This window comes from Paraburkholderia sp. BL17N1 (assembly GCF_003634175.1).
In the GTDB taxonomy this organism is placed as follows: domain Bacteria; phylum Pseudomonadota; class Gammaproteobacteria; order Burkholderiales; family Burkholderiaceae; genus Paraburkholderia.
The window spans coordinates 2679781-2697123 of the sequence record NZ_RBIW01000002.1 but is presented as its reverse complement, the minus strand read 5'-3'; the positions used below and the strand labels follow the sequence as shown (position 1 = coordinate 2697123).

16 protein-coding genes are annotated in these 17343 nt (G+C 61.9%); 4 read left to right on the top strand and 12 right to left on the bottom strand.

Annotated features, from left to right (window positions below; translation table 11 throughout):
• Window positions 1–522: 522 nt before the first annotated feature.
• The 8 genes from B0G82_RS31995 to phnS all read right to left on the bottom strand — a co-directional run bounded on the left by B0G82_RS31995 (window position 523) and on the right by phnS (window position 8778).
• Window positions 523–1083, bottom strand: a complete 561-nt coding sequence (locus B0G82_RS31995; RefSeq protein ID WP_121310216.1) for a phosphonate degradation HD-domain oxygenase — start codon at window positions 1081–1083, stop codon at window positions 523–525.
• Between the two features lie 4 nt (window positions 1084–1087).
• Window positions 1088–2539, bottom strand: a complete 1452-nt coding sequence (gene phnY, locus B0G82_RS31990) for a phosphonoacetaldehyde dehydrogenase (RefSeq protein ID WP_121310215.1) — start codon at window positions 2537–2539, stop codon at window positions 1088–1090.
• A complete protein-coding gene (gene phnA / locus B0G82_RS31985; RefSeq protein ID WP_121310214.1) occupies window positions 2536–3807 on the bottom strand; it encodes a phosphonoacetate hydrolase in 1272 nt (423 codons plus the stop codon). The genes phnY and phnA overlap by 4 nt, the downstream gene beginning before the upstream one ends.
• Window positions 3808–3863: 56 nt before the next feature.
• Window positions 3864–4598: a phosphonate utilization associated transcriptional regulator gene (locus B0G82_RS31980; protein WP_121310985.1), complete on the bottom strand. Its 735-nt coding sequence runs from the start codon at window positions 4596–4598 to the stop codon at window positions 3864–3866.
• Window positions 4599–4680: 82 nt separating this feature from the next.
• A complete protein-coding gene (phnV, locus tag B0G82_RS31975; RefSeq protein WP_106286409.1) occupies window positions 4681–5544 on the bottom strand; it encodes a 2-aminoethylphosphonate ABC transport system, membrane component PhnV in 864 nt (287 codons plus the stop codon).
• Complete coding sequence (locus tag B0G82_RS31970) at window positions 5534–6487, bottom strand: 2-aminoethylphosphonate ABC transporter permease subunit (RefSeq protein ID WP_121310213.1); 954 nt, start codon at window positions 6485–6487, stop codon at window positions 5534–5536. The genes phnV and B0G82_RS31970 overlap by 11 nt, the downstream gene beginning before the upstream one ends.
• Complete coding sequence (gene phnT / locus B0G82_RS31965) at window positions 6465–7565, bottom strand: 2-aminoethylphosphonate ABC transport system ATP-binding subunit PhnT (protein WP_116149224.1); 1101 nt, start codon at window positions 7563–7565, stop codon at window positions 6465–6467. The genes B0G82_RS31970 and phnT overlap by 23 nt, the downstream gene beginning before the upstream one ends.
• A 124-nt stretch (window positions 7566–7689) precedes the next feature.
• Window positions 7690–8778 carry a 2-aminoethylphosphonate ABC transporter substrate-binding protein gene (gene phnS / locus B0G82_RS31960; RefSeq protein WP_106286411.1) on the bottom strand — a complete coding sequence of 363 codons (1089 nt, stop codon included), beginning with the start codon at window positions 8776–8778 and terminating at the stop codon, window positions 7690–7692.
• A 287-nt stretch (window positions 8779–9065) separates the two neighbouring features.
• On the opposite strand from phnS, the gene B0G82_RS31955 reads away from it, so the two are divergent.
• Entirely contained in the window at window positions 9066–9245 is a 180-nt protein-coding gene (locus B0G82_RS31955; RefSeq protein ID WP_121310212.1) for a hypothetical protein, read from the top strand.
• Window positions 9246–9531: 286 nt separating this feature from the next.
• On the opposite strand, the gene B0G82_RS31950 is transcribed toward B0G82_RS31955, so the two are convergent.
• From B0G82_RS31950 to B0G82_RS31935, 4 genes are all read right to left on the bottom strand, one after another.
• Entirely contained in the window at window positions 9532–10287 is a 756-nt protein-coding gene (locus B0G82_RS31950) for a DeoR/GlpR family DNA-binding transcription regulator (protein ID WP_106286413.1), read from the bottom strand.
• 652 nt (window positions 10288–10939) lie between these two features.
• Complete coding sequence (locus tag B0G82_RS31945) at window positions 10940–11818, bottom strand: isocitrate lyase/PEP mutase family protein (RefSeq protein WP_116148230.1); 879 nt, start codon at window positions 11816–11818, stop codon at window positions 10940–10942.
• A gap of 31 nt (window positions 11819–11849) precedes the next feature.
• Window positions 11850–13262 carry an MFS transporter gene (locus B0G82_RS31940; protein WP_121310211.1) on the bottom strand — a complete coding sequence of 471 codons (1413 nt, stop codon included), beginning with the start codon at window positions 13260–13262 and terminating at the stop codon, window positions 11850–11852.
• 81 nt (window positions 13263–13343) lie between these two features.
• Window positions 13344–14048: a GntR family transcriptional regulator gene (locus tag B0G82_RS31935; RefSeq protein ID WP_121310210.1), complete on the bottom strand. Its 705-nt coding sequence runs from the start codon at window positions 14046–14048 to the stop codon at window positions 13344–13346.
• A 352-nt stretch (window positions 14049–14400) separates the two neighbouring features.
• Between B0G82_RS31935 and glnH the strand changes: the two genes are divergently transcribed.
• From glnH to glnQ, 3 genes are all read left to right on the top strand, one after another.
• On the top strand, window positions 14401–15153 hold the full coding sequence (gene glnH / locus B0G82_RS31930) for a glutamine ABC transporter substrate-binding protein GlnH (protein WP_121310209.1): 753 nt from the start codon (window positions 14401–14403) through the stop codon (window positions 15151–15153).
• A 64-nt stretch (window positions 15154–15217) separates the two neighbouring features.
• Window positions 15218–15874, top strand: a complete 657-nt coding sequence (gene glnP, locus B0G82_RS31925) for a glutamine ABC transporter permease GlnP (protein ID WP_106286415.1) — start codon at window positions 15218–15220, stop codon at window positions 15872–15874.
• Window positions 15871–16599 carry a glutamine ABC transporter ATP-binding protein GlnQ gene (gene glnQ, locus B0G82_RS31920; RefSeq protein ID WP_199730194.1) on the top strand — a complete coding sequence of 243 codons (729 nt, stop codon included), beginning with the start codon at window positions 15871–15873 and terminating at the stop codon, window positions 16597–16599. The genes glnP and glnQ overlap by 4 nt, the downstream gene beginning before the upstream one ends.
• The last annotated feature ends 744 nt before the right edge of the window (window positions 16600–17343 follow it).

Below are 17343 nucleotides of genomic sequence, written 5' to 3'. Positions count from 1 at the left end.
AAAAACCTTCCTTTCATTACTGTGTGAGACTTGATACTTTCGCTTCTTCCGGCAGATCCCGAAGGGCCCGCCGGCGCGTCGCGCATCAAGCGCCCACACTTATCGGCTGTTAATTTTTAAAGATCGATTACGCATTCACTACCGAACCCGCACCGCCAGTCGTCAGCATCACAACCACCCGGTACCGCTTCGTTCTGCGTCGCTGCATCAGCAGCAGAGAAACGAGATTATGAAGAACTTCCGCTACGCCGTCAACAGGTTTTTTCCAACTTCCTGAACCTGCCCGCCTCGCTGAAAGCCTTGCCACTGCTGGCTCTCCCGCCTCCCGTGCTCCGTTGTCCGAAGCACGAAAGAGCGAGATTCTAGCGAGCCGGACCCCGCCTTGCAAGCGTTATTTTGATAGGCATGGATTGCGCCAGAAACGGCGCGAGGACGACGACAAAACCGGACACCCAGCAAGGGCAAAAAGGACCGAAAACAATACCGAAAATCCGTGTTCCGCTAGCTGCCCCGAACGCATAATCAAACAGCCGCGTGCATAAGCATCACTCGTTCGACCACACCTAAATAGTGATCAAGATCCGGCGTCGCGCGATTCTCTTCTTTGGCAAGATCGTCCCATCTGCGCAGACGCAACGCGTCTTCCGCGTAAGGCTTTTGCAGGAACGCCTCAGCCTCCTCCTTGCTGAAGATGCCGCCCTGCAACTCCAGGCTCCGCACCGAATCGGCGGAAAGCTGGCCGAAATACGTGTCGTCGATGACGCACAGGCAGCGCTTGGCGTCGACGTGCAAACGGATCGGCTCCAACACCGCGCTCGACAACACCGGCCGCAAGAACGGCAGCGCAAAATACTGATGCAGATCGTCGATGCCCCGCTGCGTCGGCGTCTCGCCCTGCAGATTGAGCAGGTGGCCAAGGTCGTGCAGGAATGCCGCGGCAACCAGTTCCTCGTCAGCGCCAGCCTCTTCGGCCAATAAACCACTCTGCAACGCATGTTCGAGTTGCGTCACCGGCTCGCCGCTATAAGCCAGCTTGCCGTACTGCTCGAACAGGGAACGAATATCCTTCACACTCAATGCCACGCTCTCACTCCCACGGTAATGAAAAGGTCTTCAGATTGGTGAAGCTCTTCATGGCTTCCTGAACGCCTTCCTTATAGCCAAGCCCGGAGTCCTTGATGCCGCCGAACGGCGTCAACTCGATCCGGTAGCCGGGCACTTCCCACACGTTGACCGTTCCCACGCGCAATTCGTTGATGAAGCGCGTGATCGCATCCTGCCGATTCGTGCACACGCCCGACGACAACCCGAACGCCGTGCCATTGCTAATGCGAATCGCGTCGTCGATTGTGTCGAAGGTGATGATCGGCGACACCGGCCCGAAGGTTTCCTCGCGCACCAATGTCATCGACGGATCGACGCCGTCCAGCACCGTCGGCGCATACAGCGCGCCCTTGCGCTGATTGCCGATCCGCAGACGCGCCCCGCTCGCCACCGCCTCATTCACACGCGCCTCGAACAGCTGCGCAGCGGCGACGTCGATCACCGTGCCCATCTGGTTCGCTGCATCGAACGGATCGCCAAAAGACCAGGCGCGCGTCTTCTCGACGACCAGATCGGTGAAATCCGCGACCACGCTTTTCTGCACCAGCATCCGCTTGACCGCGGTACAACGCTGCCCGGAATTCTTATACGAGCCCTGCACGGCGAGCGTCGCCGCACGTTCGAGATCGGCGTCGTCGAGCACGATCAGCGGATCGTTGCCGCCCAGTTCCAGCACGACGCGCCGGTACGCCGCCTTGCCCGCAATATATTTGCCGATCGCCACGCCGCCCGTGAACGTGACGAGTTCCGCCAACGGATGCGTGATCAGTTCATCGGCGATTTCGCGCGGGTCACCGGTCAGCACCTGCAGCATCGGCGCGGGCAGACCGGCTTCGTACAGGACATCGGCGAGATACAGCGCCGACAGCGGCACCTTTTCCGATGGCTTCAGCACGACCCGATTGTTCGTCGCAATGGCCGGCGCGATCTTATGCGCGACCTGGTTCATCGGATGGTTGAACGGCGTAATCGCGACGATCACACCCGCCAGTGGCTCGCGCTGCGAAAACACGCGGCGCTTCTTGCCGTGCGGCGTGAGATCGCAGGAGAAGCTCTGCCCGTCGTCGCGCAATGCCTCAATCGACGCGAACTTCAACACATCGGCGACACGGCCGATTTCATACCGCGAGTCCTGCTTCGACAAACCCGACTCGAGCGAAATCAGATCCGACGCCTCTTCGGTCCGCTCTCGCATGAGCGAAGCCGCGCGCTCCAGGATCTGCGAGCGCTCGTAACGCGTGAGCTTCGCTTCATAGGCCGCCGCGTACTCGAACGCGGCGCGCACGTCATCGACGCTCGCCAGCGGGACTGTCCCCACGCGCATTCCCGTATAAGGATCGAACACGTCGAGCTTGCGCGAGCGCGTCACGCGCTCGCCTTTGAGCCGCAGCGCTTCCGCCCGAAAAGCCGGATGGTCCCGCAGCACGGCGTTCATGATGACGACACGCGATTCAAGGCGATGTCGAAGATATCGAAGTTGCGCAGCCTCTTGCCGCCATCGCCGCCGCTGGACGGCAACGCTTCGACACGCCGGTTGAACAGCAGCGGCACTTCCTGCTCGGAAATCCCGCCATGCGAGCGCAACGGCACCGTCAGCCCGGACAGATCATGCTCAGCGCGCCGCGTGCCGAGCACGACATGCTTCGTGCTGACCACGACGATATCGCCGACGCGGTCGTTCGGCAGCTCGAAGCGCTCGCAGGCCGCCGCGTTGTCGAGCACGGTATCGACCCCTTGCAAGCCGCCGATCCGCTCGATCACCTGCGCGACGCTGACATCGTGCGGTAGATAGACGGTCGCGAAAGAACCGAGCGCGCCGTGATGCACCACATACGGATCCGTGATCGGCAGAATCACACGCGCGCGGCCGGCGCCGAGCCAGTCGTCGAGTACGTCCTGCAGATAGATCACGTTCGGCTCGCCGGTCTGCGGATCGTGCTTCGCGTTCATGCCGTGATCGGCGGTCAGGCCGATCACCCAGCCGAGCGCGTCGAGCTTCGCGAGGTAGCCGTCCATCATCCCGTAGAAGGCGTTCGCGCCCTCGGTGCCCGGTGCCCATTTGTGCTGGATATAGTCGGTGGTCGACAGATACATCAGGTCGAGCTTGCGCGTTTGCGCGAGCCGCACGCCGGCGGCGAACACGAATTCGGACAGCCCGGCGCTATACACATCGGGCACCGGCATGCCGACCAGATCGAGCACTTCGCCGATGCCGTTTTCCTCGAACGTCACCTTGTCGGCTTTCTCCGCCGAGAAACAGATGCCCTTCAGCTGCCAGCCGAGCAGGCGGCGCAACTTGTCTTTCGCGGTGACCACGGCGACCGCGGCGCCGGCTTCGGCGGCAGCGGCGAGCAAGGTGCCCGCGCGCAGATACGCGGGGTCGTTCATCATCACTTCCGCGCCCTCGCCGCCGTTCGCGTCCGGGTCCCAGAAGTAATTGCCGCAGATGCCGTGCACCGAAGGCGGCACGCCGCACACGATCGACAGATTGTTCGGGTTGGTGAACGACGGGATCACGCAGTCGCCCTTGAAGGCGCCGCCGCCCTTGAGCATCTTGCCGATGAACGGCGCGACACCCGCCGCGACCGCGGCTTCGAGATAATCGAATTCGCAGCCGTCGACGCACACCACCACCGTCGGTTGCGAGGGCAGCCGGTAGCTGCGGCCGTTGACTTCGATCGTGCGTTCGCTTGTATTCGCCATCGTTCCCTTCCATGCGTGCCGGGCACACGCGTCGTAGTCAGTTCGTTGCAGCCATCTCAATCGTTCGACGCCACCGGCGTCCGCAACACGTTCAACGGCCCCGCCGTTTCGCACGCCGCATGGGCGCGCCGCAGGCCGCCGTTCACGTGCGCATGCATCAACGCCGCGGCATGCTCGGCGTCGCGCGAAGCAAGCGCCGTCAAGATCGCGCGATGCTCGGCAAGCGAGCGCTCCATCGCGTCGGCCTGCACCACCAGCGCGGCACGTCGAAACAGACTCAATTCGCACACCAGGCGCCGGTACGTTTCATAGAGCTTCGAATTACCCGATGCCGCCACCAACGCATCGTGAAACGCCACATTCGCGCGCGCATAAGCATCGTGATCCCCGGCGTCGAGCGCCGCGCGCATCGCGTCGAGCCAGTCGCGCAACACGGCGAGCGTGCTGGCATCGATACTCGCCGCCAGCATCCGGCACGCCGCCTCTTCGAGCACCGCGCGCACCGCGTAAATCTCATCCGCTTCCGCCAGCGACACCGTCCGTACGAACACGCCGCGGTTCTTCTCGGTACGCACGAGCCCGGCCTGCTCGAGCGCGCGAAACGCCTCGCGCACCGGACCGCGCGACACCTGCAGGCGCGTCGCCCAGTCGGCTTCGTTGAGCTTGTCGCCGGGCGCGAGCGCCCCCTCGATGATGTGCCGTTCGATCTCGTCGCGAACCAGCGTCGTGAGCGAATGCCTGCGCACAACCTCAATCGGATCGACAGAAGCAGTTTGCATATATTCGGTCATTTTGACAAATTTCGCCACATCGATGTGTGTATGGGCTTGCGCGCGGTCATGGCGCGCAAACACAACGTTCAGGGTTCAGGCCTCAGTCGACCCGACGGCGTGGGACACGCGCCGCGATCAGCAACAGCGCAGCGAGCGAGACCAGCAGAAGAATCAGCGACAGCGCGGAAGCCGGCAGGTAATAGCCGCGCTCCACCTGGCCGACGACGACGATCGGCACCGTCGCGAATCCCGGCGGATACACGGTGAGCGTGGCGCCGAGTTCGCCGAGCGAGAGCGCGAAGCCCAGCGCGAGACTCGCGCGGATCGCCGGCACCAGTTGCGGCAGCACGACGCGGCGCAACACCATCGAAGGCGGCGCACCGAGGCTTGCCGCGGCTTCGCGCAGAATCGTCAGTTCCGGGCGCAATGCGGCGGCGGCGCAGCGGTAGCAGAACGGCAGCACCAGCGCCAGTTGCACGAACACGACGATCGCCGCGGAGCTCGACAAATCGAACGGCCGCTTGTGATACGCGATCAGCACCGCGAGCCCGAGCACCACGCTCGGCACGCCGTTGGGCATCATCGCGATGGTGTCGACGATCGCGCCGAGGCCGCGGCGGTCACGCCCTTCGAGCGCCAGCGCGAGCCACAGGCCGAGAATCGTGCCGAGCACCGCGACGCCCATGCCGATTTCGAGGCTCGTGGTGAGCGCGTCGAAGTCGCTCGAACCGAGGCGCTCGAACCAGCGCATGCTGAAGCCGTCGGGCAGGATCGTGCCGGACCAGTGCGCGGCCACGCTCGACAGTGCGACGACCAGCACCGGCAACACGAATAGCCAGAAGCACAGCAACCCGGCCAAGCCGAGCAACACGCCGCCGAGCATGCGCACCGCCAGACTGCGGCGCACCGGCCGCGCTTTCTTGTGCATGACCGGCAAAACGGTCGGGTCGAGTTCAACGGCCATGGCCCGCTCCCTTCACCTTGCGACGGTTGACCTGGCGGTACAACGCGTACAGCGACAAAGACATGATCAGCATCACGACCGCGCCAGCGGCGGCGGTCGGCAGATCGAGATCGACGGTGGCGGAACTGTAGATCGCCACCGGCAGCGTGATCAGATGCGCGCTGCCGAGCACGAGCAGAATGCCGAACTCGTTGAGCGTGAGCAGGAAGCAAAGAATCGTACCGGCCGCGATGCCCGGCCACGCGAGCGGCAGAATCACCTTGAACGCGACCATCCAGCCGCTCGCACCGAGACTTCGCGCGGCTTCGATCAGCCGCATGTCGAGCGTGGCGAACGAAGCGAGCGTGGGACGCACGACGAACGGCGCGTAGAACACCACTTCCGCGAGAATCACCCCGCCCACGCCGAACAGGAAGTCAAGCGGCGGCGCCTGCAGATGAAAGAGCCGCTGCAAGCCGATGCTGACGGAGCCCTGCGAGCCGTACAGAAAGATCAGCGTGAAGGCGACCAGAAACGACGGGAACGCGACGAACAGTTCGAGAAAGCGCGTGATCATCCGCGCACCGGGAAACGGCTTGAAGAACAGGAGCGACGCCAGCGCGACGCCTAGCAGTGACGCGAGCCCGGCGCTGGCAAACAGGATCCACAGCGTCGTGCCGATCACGCCACTCGTTTCCGGATTACCGAAGAACGCCGAGTAAGCGTGCAGGCTCAGGCCATGAGGGCCGGTCAGGCTGAGCAGCACCAGGCGCACGAGCGGATAGACGACCAGCGGCCCGAGCACCACCACCAGGATGAACAGCAGATGCCATTGCGCCGCGCGTTCGCGACGCTTTACCGCGGCCGTATGCGAGGCAGCGCTGGCGCTGCGGCGCGCGGCGGCGGCATCGGCTGCGGCCGAGCCGAGCGGATTGGGCGTATCAGGGGTTGATAAGGACGACATCGTCAGCCTCGTAACGCAGGGAAATACGCGCACCCTTCTCCGGCATCATGCCGTGGCCGCGCGGCATGGTGACGAGCATCGGCTCGTTGGGCATCGCGTCCAGTGCGACGGAGACCGACAATACCGCGCCATACCATTCGACCGACGTGATCGTGCCGTGCAACTGCCCTTCGCCGAGCGGCACGATCCGTAACGCCTCCGGACGCAGACAGGCCACGCGATCGCGCTCGTTATAGCGTGCGTCGCCCAAACCGAAGGCGACCTGCGGCGGCAGCAGGTTGGCCGCGCCCAGATAACGCGCGACGAAGCCGTCGGCCGGCGTGTCGTACAACTGCTGCGGCGTGCCGAGCTGGGCGATGCGGCCTTCGCGCATCAATAGCGTGCGGTCGGACAACACCAGCGCGTCGTCCTGATCGTGCGTCACGCAGACGATCGTCAGATTCGGCAGGCGCTCATGCAGCGCCTTGAGTTCGGAACGCACCGAGGCGCGCAGATTGGCGTCGAGTGCGGAAAGGGGTTCGTCGAGCAGCAGCACATCGGGTTCGATCACGAGTGCGCGCGCGAGCGCCACGCGCTGCTGCATGCCGCCCGACAATTGCGCGGGCATCACATGGCCGGCGTCGCCGAGTTGCACGAGCTTGAGCGCGTCGGCGACGCGGCGTGCGACGTCTTTGGACGGCGTGCGGCGCGCGCGCAACCCGAAGGCCACGTTCTCGAACACCGACAAATGAGGAAACAGCGCATAGCTCTGGAACAGCAGACCGAGATTGCGCTTATGCGGCGGCACGTGCGTGAGATCGTGACCGGCCACGGTCAGCGTGCCGGCGAGGCCGTCCGCTTCGATAAACCCGGCGATGAAGCGCAACAACGTCGTCTTGCCGCAACCGCTGCGGCCGAGCACGGTGAGCAACTCGCCGCGCTGGATGGTCAACGACAGGTCGTCGAGCACCGTGCGCGAACCGAAGCGCACCGTCAGATGATCGATCTGCACGCCGCCCGGCGTAGTCGAACGCGCGGCATCGAGCGTGTCCGGTGCGGCGCCGAGCGCGCCTGGCTGAGCAAGACTGGCGGTATTCACCGGGTTCATCCTCCAACTGGATTAATGCTGACGCAGCGCCTCGGGATTCCGCAGGCGCCGCCTGATTCCGCGACGTCGCCCGGTTACGTGACCGGGTGACGTCGATAACGCGACGAACGACGGCTTACTTCGGTTTGACCACTTCGATCTGCTTGCCCGACGAACCGATCACATCGTTCTTCCAGCGCGCCGTCCAGTCGGCCTTCTTCGCCATCACATGATTCCAGTCCACCGGAATCAGTTTCACGCCCGCGATCGCCTGCTTGACCGCTTCGCCATTCTTGCCGGTGAGCGGCACGTCGGTGCGCGCCGGAATGCCGAAGATGTCCGGCACCTTCGCCTGCACTTCCGTCGACATCAGGTAGTCGATCAGCTTCTTGCCTTCCGCCTGGTTCGGACCGTTCTTGATCAGGCCGATGGCGTACGGCAGTTGGAACGTGGTCGGCTGGCCGCCTTCGTGCGCGAGGAAAATCGGCTTGAGCGACAGGCCGCCGTTGGCTGCGTCGTCCAGATCCATTTGCAGGTCGCCGTTGGCAACCGCGATCTCGTTACGCGAGAGCAGCACGTCGAGGTAGCCCGTGCCCTTGGTGTGGAACTTGGCGCTGTTTTCGAGCTTCTTCAGATAGTCGAACGCCTTGTCTTCGCCCATCAGCGACGAGGTGAGGATGATCACCGCCATGCCGTCGCCCGCCGTGGCCGGGTTCGAGTAGGCAACCTTGCCGCTGAAGTCGGGGTGCAGCAGGTCGGCGAAGGTCTTCGGCTGGGTCTTGGTGACTTCCGGGTTGATCGCGAACGAGAAGTAGTTGTTCACGAAAGTCGCCCACGCGCCGTTCGGCGCCTTGGCGATGGCCGGCACGTTCTTGTAGTTGGCGCTCTGATAAGCCTGCAGCAGGCCGCTCTGGTCGGCTTGCTGAATGAACGGCGGCAGCGTGACGAGCACGTCGGCCTTCGGCTGATCTTTTTCGATGGTGGCGCGGTTCACCACTTCGCCGCTACCCGCCGTGACGATGTTGACCTTCACGCCTTCCTTCTTTTCGAAGGCCGGCAGCACATCCTTGTAGAGATTCTCGAGGCCGTCGGCGGTGTACAGCACCACGGCGTCGGCCGCGTGCGCCTGCATGGCCGTGGCGCCGAATGCCGCCGCGGCGACCAGCGCCGGCAGCAGTTTGCGTGCGAGGCCGGCCGTGGCGTGAAGGGAATTTGTCTTTGTCATGTCGTTTTCTCCGAAAGGCAAAAAACCAGACGGTCGGGAGATCCCGATACCTGTTGTGATTGAACGGCGGTAGCGCCGCGCCGCTTGCGTGTTGCCCGCATGAAGCTGCCGTGCGGATTCATGCGGATTGCAGATTGCCAACAACTTTGCTGTCCTCTTGTCGCCTCTTTCCAGCCTGACTCACAGCCCCGCTACGACACTCGCGCCGCCGGCCTTGCCTGAATGGGCACGGCAAGGATTACAGGTTTCCATGACAGCGCCATGACGATTCTGACGATTTCCAAAAAATGACACAATTCGCCAATAATATCCAAATCAATTCTGCCGTCGCCGTGCTGGGCGGCGCTCGTTCAGACGACGACGAAAGTTTGCGCGATGGCTGGAATCGAGCCGGTCCGGCCACGCCTGACACCCTGTGTGCCGACTCAACGCGATCCTACATGGCGAAAATGACGATGTATGCGTAACGCTTCGCGGCAGCGCAAGTTCGCGGCGGAGGTCGCTTTTGCCACGAACTTGCGCTTCCGACACGCCGCGTCTGTGGGCTAGTTCCGATCGACGGCGCGTATTGTGCCCGGTCAATCGGAATATTGCAGCGGATGGGGATAGTGGAAACGCGGCGTGTGTGTGTTGCATCCGCGCTTAAGGTGAACGACAGCACAGTGCGAGCCGCGGATCGGCTGCATCCTGAAGGCGGCTCGGCGGTATTCGACGCAGGGACGCCCGCCGCCGGCGGCAATCAGTGAGCGCCGCTCAGGCGATCAGGATTTCCGGACCGTGCGCCGTGATGGCCTTGCCGAGCGTGCGCTCGGGAGCCAGCTCGGTCACCAGATAACGTGCCGACTCGATGCCGTTGATACGCACCGGCGTCACACGGCCGAACTTCGAATGATCGGCGACGACCACCACCATGTCCGCCGCGGCGATCATGCGGCTGCGCACCTCGGCGGCCATGCGGCTGTAGTCGGTCAGATAGCCGTCCGGCGAAATCCCGCCCGCGCCGATGAAGGCAAAGTCCGCGTGATACTGCGTCAGTTGATGGACGGTATCGAGCCCGAAGGTGGCGTCTTCGATGTCGGACAATTCACCGCCCAGCAGCGTGATGCGATTGTCGTTGCGGCGGCCGAGCAGCAGCGCGATCCGCCAGTCGTTCGTGTACACGGACAAGCGATGCCGGTCGAGCAGCGCCCGCGCCACCGCCTGCGTGGTGCTGCCCGAATCGATGATCAGGGACGCGCCGTCCGGCACGAACTCCGCCGCGCGCTCGCCGATGGCGCGCTTCGCGCCGGCATTCGCGGCTTCGCGTGTATCGAGGTCGGGCTCGCGCCGGTCGCTCGACAGTGCGCCGCCATGAGTCGTGACCAGCAGGCCGCGCCCGGCCAGCGCGTTCAGGTCACGGCGAATGGTCTCGCGCGACACGTTCAGTTCGCGCACCAGTTCCGCGACCGAGAGCGCGCCGGTTTTGGCGACTTGCGCCAGGATGTATTGGTGACGTTGTTCTGCGAGCATCGACGGCGTTTCCTTCATCCTCCCGCGAGGGGCTTGTCACGCGGGGCGTTTCTTGATCAAACGCCCTTCAGATAAGGGCTTTTTGCATCTGCAATGTGCACTGCGCGCGGCATCTACGGTTATCTGCAAGTTGCTGAACTCCAGATGTTGACGCAACTTCCTGGCTCACCCGCCGACAACCTACACCGGCCGTGCGAGTTGACGCCAAGGCCTCGAAACAGCTAAAGCCGGATACCCATATAGAGGCTTCAAGGCGTTCCTTGCGTTCGTCTGGAAGCGACCGTATCGCGGCGCAATTGGACCTGCCGATTCCAATCTCCGGTCGACGGCAAGATTAGTCGAGTGGCAACTCACTCGCGCGCGCCGCGACGCTGGCGAAGACCCCGTTCTCATACAAGGAATTGAGCCCGCCTGTGATGGCTTTGACGCCGGAATCATACACGCTGCGAAAATTGTGTGAGGATTTCCTCGCGGGCCACATTGAGCGGGAGCTTTTGGATCGCAATGGCCGTTCGGCTCGACACTCGGTCCTACAATTCATCGGCCGCTGAAGTCTCTTGTGCGGCGCGCCGCAAAAATGGCGGCGACCGCAAAAATCAAAGTCCATGCCGGCGGTGGGCGGCTCAACGAGAGAGGTGCCCTGCCCGAGGTCTTAGTCCGCGTGTGCGCGATCGAACGCCCACACTTCGGGGAAACCCATCAACTCGCACATCTCGGAGAACGGATACATCGCGTCAACGGCGGCTTCCGTGCTCCTGTGCGCCAGAATCTGCCCGTACATGTCCTTGAGCGCCTTCGTGACGGCTAAAAAGCCTGAAGCCGGATAGATTGCGAGCGAGAAACCGAGCTTCTGCAACTCATCGGGCGCAAGCTGCGGCGTCCGTCCGCCTTCGACGACGTTCACCAGCAACGGAACATTGAAGGTTCGCCCGATCGTTTCGAGTTCCTCGATACTTTCCGGCGATTCGATGAACAGCACATCCGCACCCGCCTTCGCATACGCCTCGCCACGACGCAGCGCTTCATCGAGGCCGAGGGATGTACGTGCATCGGTGCGTGCGACGACCTGGAAATCGCAATCGCTGCGGCTTTCCACGGCGACCTTGATTTTGCGCACCATATCCTCGACCGGGATCACCCGCCGCCCCGGTGTATGGCCACATTTCTTCGGGAATTCCTGATCCTCGAGTTGAATGCCTGCCGCTCCCGCTTGCTCATAACCCCGGACGGTATGCGCGACGTTCAGTAATCCGCCATAACCCGTGTCGCCGTCGCAGATCATCGGCGTGTTCGTGCCGCCGCAGAATGCCGCGACGCGATTAACCATGTCGGTGTAGGTCGCGAGGCCCGCATCCGGCAGACCGAGGTACGACGCTACGGTGCCGAAGCCAGTCATATACAGACAGTCAAAGCCCATTGAGTCGGCCATCTTCGCGGATATCATGTCGAAGATGCCCGGGGCAGTGACAATCTCCTTGCGCGCCAACCGCGCTTTCAACGCTTGACGTTTGCCTTGCTGTGTGACGCTCATACGTGTCCTGTTTAACGAGTGAAGTAAAGTTTCAACGTTGCGATTCATGTGAAAGCGATGACGCCGGCAGTGCATCGTTCGGGTCGGTCGAAGGCGCAATGTCCTCGAGCGAGCGCCGATTCGTCTCGATACCGAACACTGCAAGGACAACCGCCAATACGACCAGCGCGCCGATGATCATCGTCAGCACGTCCTTCACACCGCCCGTCGCGTACATCATGACGACGAGTTGCGGCGCGAAGATGCCCGTAACGCGCCCGGCGCAACCCGCGATGCCACTTGCCCGCATGCGGTTCTCCGTCGCGAAGAGCTCGGGGATGTAGGTCGCAATGCCCAGCGCCACCATCAGATACGTGAGCGTGAACAGCAGGAAGCCGAGCAGCGTCGCCATTTCGATGCCGGTGGAATGCCCGTATAGCCAGCCAATTACCGCCGCAAGTGTCGACACCGCGATGAGTCCCTTCTTGCGCCCGATCCTGTCGGCGAGAAGTACGCCTAGCAACGCGCCTGCCGGTCCGCCGAGCGACATGAGCGCCGTATAGCCCAGCGACGATGCCATGCCGATGCCCTGTTTCATCAGGAACGTTGGCACCCAGACGATGAAGCCGTAGATCACCATGTTGATCGCAACCTGCACGACGATAGACACGAACGTGCGGCGGATCTGCGAGGGCCCGAAGAGCTCCATCAGCGTGGTTTTCCTGGTAGCGGTGTGCGGCGCATTGACGACGGGCGGCAACGTTGAATTGCGCGCCGACGCCTCCTCCGCTGCGCGCAGGATCGCTTCGGCTTCGTCGTAGCGGCCTTTCGATTCGAGCCAGCGCGGTGATTCAGGCATCTTTTTGCGAAGGACCCACACGATCATCGCGCCGACGCCAACGATTGCGAACATAGCGCGCCAGCCGATCGACGGAATGATCAGATAGCCGAGGAATGTCGAAAAGAACAGCGCCGAGTTGGTGATGAGCGACAGATACGCTGACCATTTTCCGCGTACGGTGGGCGGCATGAATTCGCCGATCGATCCGTAACCGACGACGATCTCCGCGCCCAGGCCGAGGCCCATGAAAAAGCGGCACACAATCAGCCACGTCATGTTCGGCGCAAACGCGCCCGCGATCGATGCGAGACCGAGCACCGCGAGATTGAATTGATACGTGAATTTGCGGCCTTTGGCGTCGCCCAGCACGCCGGCGGTAAACGCGCCGATCAACATGCCGATGAACGTCGACGAGAGGAACGCCGCGTTCAGGTGCATCGTCGACCAGCCGGTCTTCGCGAGCGCGCCAAGCACGCCGCCGGCAAGGTAAATGTCGAACGAATCCAGGAACATGCCGCCGCCGATCAGCCACAGCACGCGCCTGTGAAAGCGTGAGATCGGCAATCGGTCCAGACGAGCACCAGCGCTGACGGTGCGTACGGTTGTGCTATCGGTGCTCGGCATGTGTCGTCTCCAGTGTTGTCGTCGTCGCGACTATCGAATGAATGCTCGTGATGCTGTTGCTGGCCGAACCAATGCTGGGATTCAGGATCCGGGGACGCTCCCGTTGGAGCGTTCGAGCACGGCGTTTTCGGCAGCAAGAATGTGGCAGCGCATGGCGGCTTCCGTCCACGCAGCGTTACGCGCTTCGAGCGCGCGAACGATTTCGAAATGCTGGCGTGCGCTGCGTAAGCGGTCGTCGTCGCTATACGTGCCGAAGGTCCACTTGATCAGCGGCGTTTCCTTCATCGACTTGAGGGAGCGGTCGAGGCGCGCGTTATTGCCGGCGGCCGTGATGATGGCGTGAAACTCCCCGTTCGCGGCGAACCATGCTTCGCTGGACTGAGCCGTCGATGGGCGTTGTGTGATCGCGAGCATCGCCTCGGCCAGCGCCTCAAGACGCCCAATGTCGGATGCCGCGATAGACAAGGCCGCGCGTCCTGCGAGATACGGCTCGACCAAAAGACGCGCCTCGAAGATCTCCCGTGCATCCTGCAAGGTCCACGCTTTCACGCGCACGCCGTAGTTCGGGCGCGTTTCAACCCACCCTTCGGCATCGAGACGCCGCAGCGCCTCGCGTACCGGCGTGCGACTCACGCCCAGGCTCCTGGCAAGCTGTTCCTCGCGCAGATATTGACCGCCGCGATATTGGCCGCTCGTCACAGCGCCCTTAATTGCGGCGTAGACGTCGTCCGCTGAACGCGCCGGCTCGGCCTGTATTGTATGCAAAGATGCATTTATGTCTGACATAACGAGGCCACCTAGCGAGTATCAGGACACATTGTATGCAATGTCTGATGCGACTCATCTCGGGGATTTCCCGCAATACCGGTTAGCTATCGAGTTGGCCGTGCCGGATCAGCGGCCTGTTGACTGATTGGAAACGATGAGATGCGGCTGTTCGACCTTCCAACGGCGGACGCCTCATGGTTTGCACCGGCAAAAATTTCTGTTGCCAAACTTTTTGTTGTCGTATTATCCGTTTTGACAACACTTGTTGATTTCCGGGCCGGTTGTGCATTGCATGTTGCGACGCCACCCGCTGTCCGGCAGCCCTCCCTTGACTTTGTCAGGGGACATTGCCCACCACCGCGGAGAAATTATGGGACGTCGCTCCTTCCTCATGTCTATGGTTGCTGTCGCCATGCTCGGCACAACCGTCGCCCACGCTGACACCAAAGAACTCGTTGTCGGCACCGACACCTCCTTCATGCCCTTCGAATTCAAGCAGGGCGACAAGTATGTCGGCTTCGACCTCGATTTGTGGGCGGAAATCGCGAAAGATCAGGGTTGGAAATACAAGATTCAACCGATGGATTTCAGCGGGCTCATCCCGGCCCTGCAGACGCAGAACATCGATGTCGCGCTTTCGGGCATGACGATCAAGGAGGAACGCAAGAAGGCGATCGATTTCTCCGATCCGTACTACGACAGCGGGCTCGCCGCGATGGTGCAAACCGGGAACACCAGCATCAAATCCATCGACGACCTGAATGGGAAAGTCATTGCGGCCAAAACGGGCACCGCCACCATCGACTGGATCAAGGCGCATCTGAAGCCCAAGGAAATCCAGCAGTTCCCGAACATCGACCAGGCCTATCTCGCGCTGGAAGCAGGCCGGGTGGATGCCGCCATGCACGACACGCCGAATGTGCTCTATTTCGTCAGCACCGCCGGCAAAGGCAAGGTGCAGGTCGCCGGCACGCCGGTCAGCGGCGACAAATACGGCATCGGTTTTCCGAAGGGAAGTCCGCTGGTCGCCAAGGTCAACGCAGAGTTGGCCAGGATGAAGGCCGACGGCCGCTACGCGACGCTGTACAAGAAGTGGTTCGGGTCGGAGCCGCCCAAGTCGTAATCGTCATCAGCAGGACGCGCGGCGAGCCCCGCTGCGCAACAGACGACTCAACCAGGAGCGGTGTGTGGAATTTGATTGGTCAGTTATCTGGACTGCGCTTCCAGACTTGATGGCCGGCGTGAAATTGACGGTGTTCATTGCGTTCGTGGGACTGATCGGCGGATTCGTCGTCGGCGTCATAGCCGGCATGTTCCGCGCATACGGCCCACTCGCACTGAACGTCGCCGCGCAGGTCTACATTGAACTCATTCGCGGCACGCCGATTGTGGTTCAGGTGATGTTTCTTTACTTCGCGCTGCCACTGCTTGCGCACATCAAGGTCGACGGGCTCACCGCCGCCGTCGTCGCGATCACCGTGAACTCGGGCGCCTATCTTGCCGAGGTCGTACGCGGTGCGTTGCTGTCCATTCCGAAGGGCTTGATGGAAGCCGGCCTCGCAATGGGATTGTCGATGCCGCGCGTGCTGCTGAAAATTATCGGACCGCTGGCATTCCGCCGGCTGATTCCGCCGCTGGGCAATCAATGCATCGTAAGTCTGAAAGATACGTCACTGTTCATCGTCATCGGCGTAGGAGAACTGACGCGCCAAGGCCAGGAGATCATTGCCGGGAATTTCCGCGCGGTTGAAATCTGGTCTGCCGTCGCAGTGATCTATCTGGTTCTCACCGGCGTGATGACACTGTCGTTGCGTCTCGTTGAACGAAGGATGCGCATACTATGAGCATGGTCGAATTCCAAAGTGTCTCAAAGAGCTTCGGCCACGTGCCCGTGCTTAAGAACATCGATCTTCGTATCGAGAACGGCGAGGTGGTGGTGATTGTCGGGCCCTCGGGCTCGGGCAAATCCACCCTTCTCCGTTGCATCAACGCGCTCGAAAAAATTAGCGGTGGTGAGTTGCTTGTCGATGGTGTGAGCGTCAAAGGTAACGCATCCGACATACGCAGCATTCGCCTCGAAGCCGGCATGGTGTTTCAGCAGTTCAATCTGTTTCCGCAGATGACAGCGCTCGAAAATGTCATGTTCGGTCCCATCGAGGTACGCGGCGCAACGCGCACCGAAGCGCGTGCTCAGGCGATGGCGTTGCTCGACAAAGTCGGTCTCGAATCGCGGGCCAGTCACTATCCGTCGGAGTTGTCCGGCGGACAACAGCAGCGTGTGGCCATCGCCCGTGCGTTGGCCATCAAACCCAAGCTGATGCTGTTCGATGAGCCGACGTCCGCCCTCGATCCCGAGCTGCGTCACGAAGTGCTGAAGGTCATGCAGGACCTGGCGACGGAAGGCATGACGATGATCGTCGTCACGCATGAGATCGGCTTCGCGAAACGGGTGGGGACACGTCTGCTGTTTATGGACAACGGAGGAATTGCGGAAGACGGCAAGCCGGCAGAGTTGATCGATAACCCGCCTACGCAACGATTGAAGGACTTTTTAAGGCATGTGTCGTAGTTGAGTGTTACATCGGGCGCGGGCTTTGACTCCTACCTTATTTCCGCCTCGGCATATCACGGGAGACATGGCTTCCGCGCCGGGAAGGACGATTTTTTCGAAGGTACGTCCGTGTACTTTTTTCGCTCTGTGTCCGGCCGGTGCGGCTATGTGCGCGCGGTTATTTCCCGATCGCAGCGAATGTGAGACACGGTAGCGCGAAGACGTAAATATCTTCTAGGACGTGAAGAGATATTCGGCGTCTAATTGTGCCCGGCCTCGGACATTCGATTCTGTAATTCGAATGCGTCTTGTCGGGCCGATCAATCTGCGTCATACGATCGGCACAATTCCTTGTGGGGTGAATCGGACCGACCGCTTTCACCAGCAGCGCGACATGCCGTGCGGTCATGTAGATCGACGCCCGGCTACCGTCCATCGCCACGTCGTCGCCGTCAAGTCGACCGGCCTCCGCGGCCTTCGCCGCGGCATCCGGTTGGTCCTCAAGATCATGCAGTCGCGTCAGTCGCGGTTGCCGTAATTCACGACGATCTCAACCTAGCTCTCCTTGACGACCTTGTCCGCCCAGCTTCGAGTCGTAGGAAGGAGGAGCGAGAGCGACAGGACAATTGGAATCAGTGAAAGACGAGTCGTACGTTGGCAGCTTGTTCGACTGCAGCTCTCGCTTTCAAAATATCAATTCGCGTTCAAGATGTACGGAGCGGAGCGTCGATTGTCACCGATCTTGGTGTCGATGGCGAACGC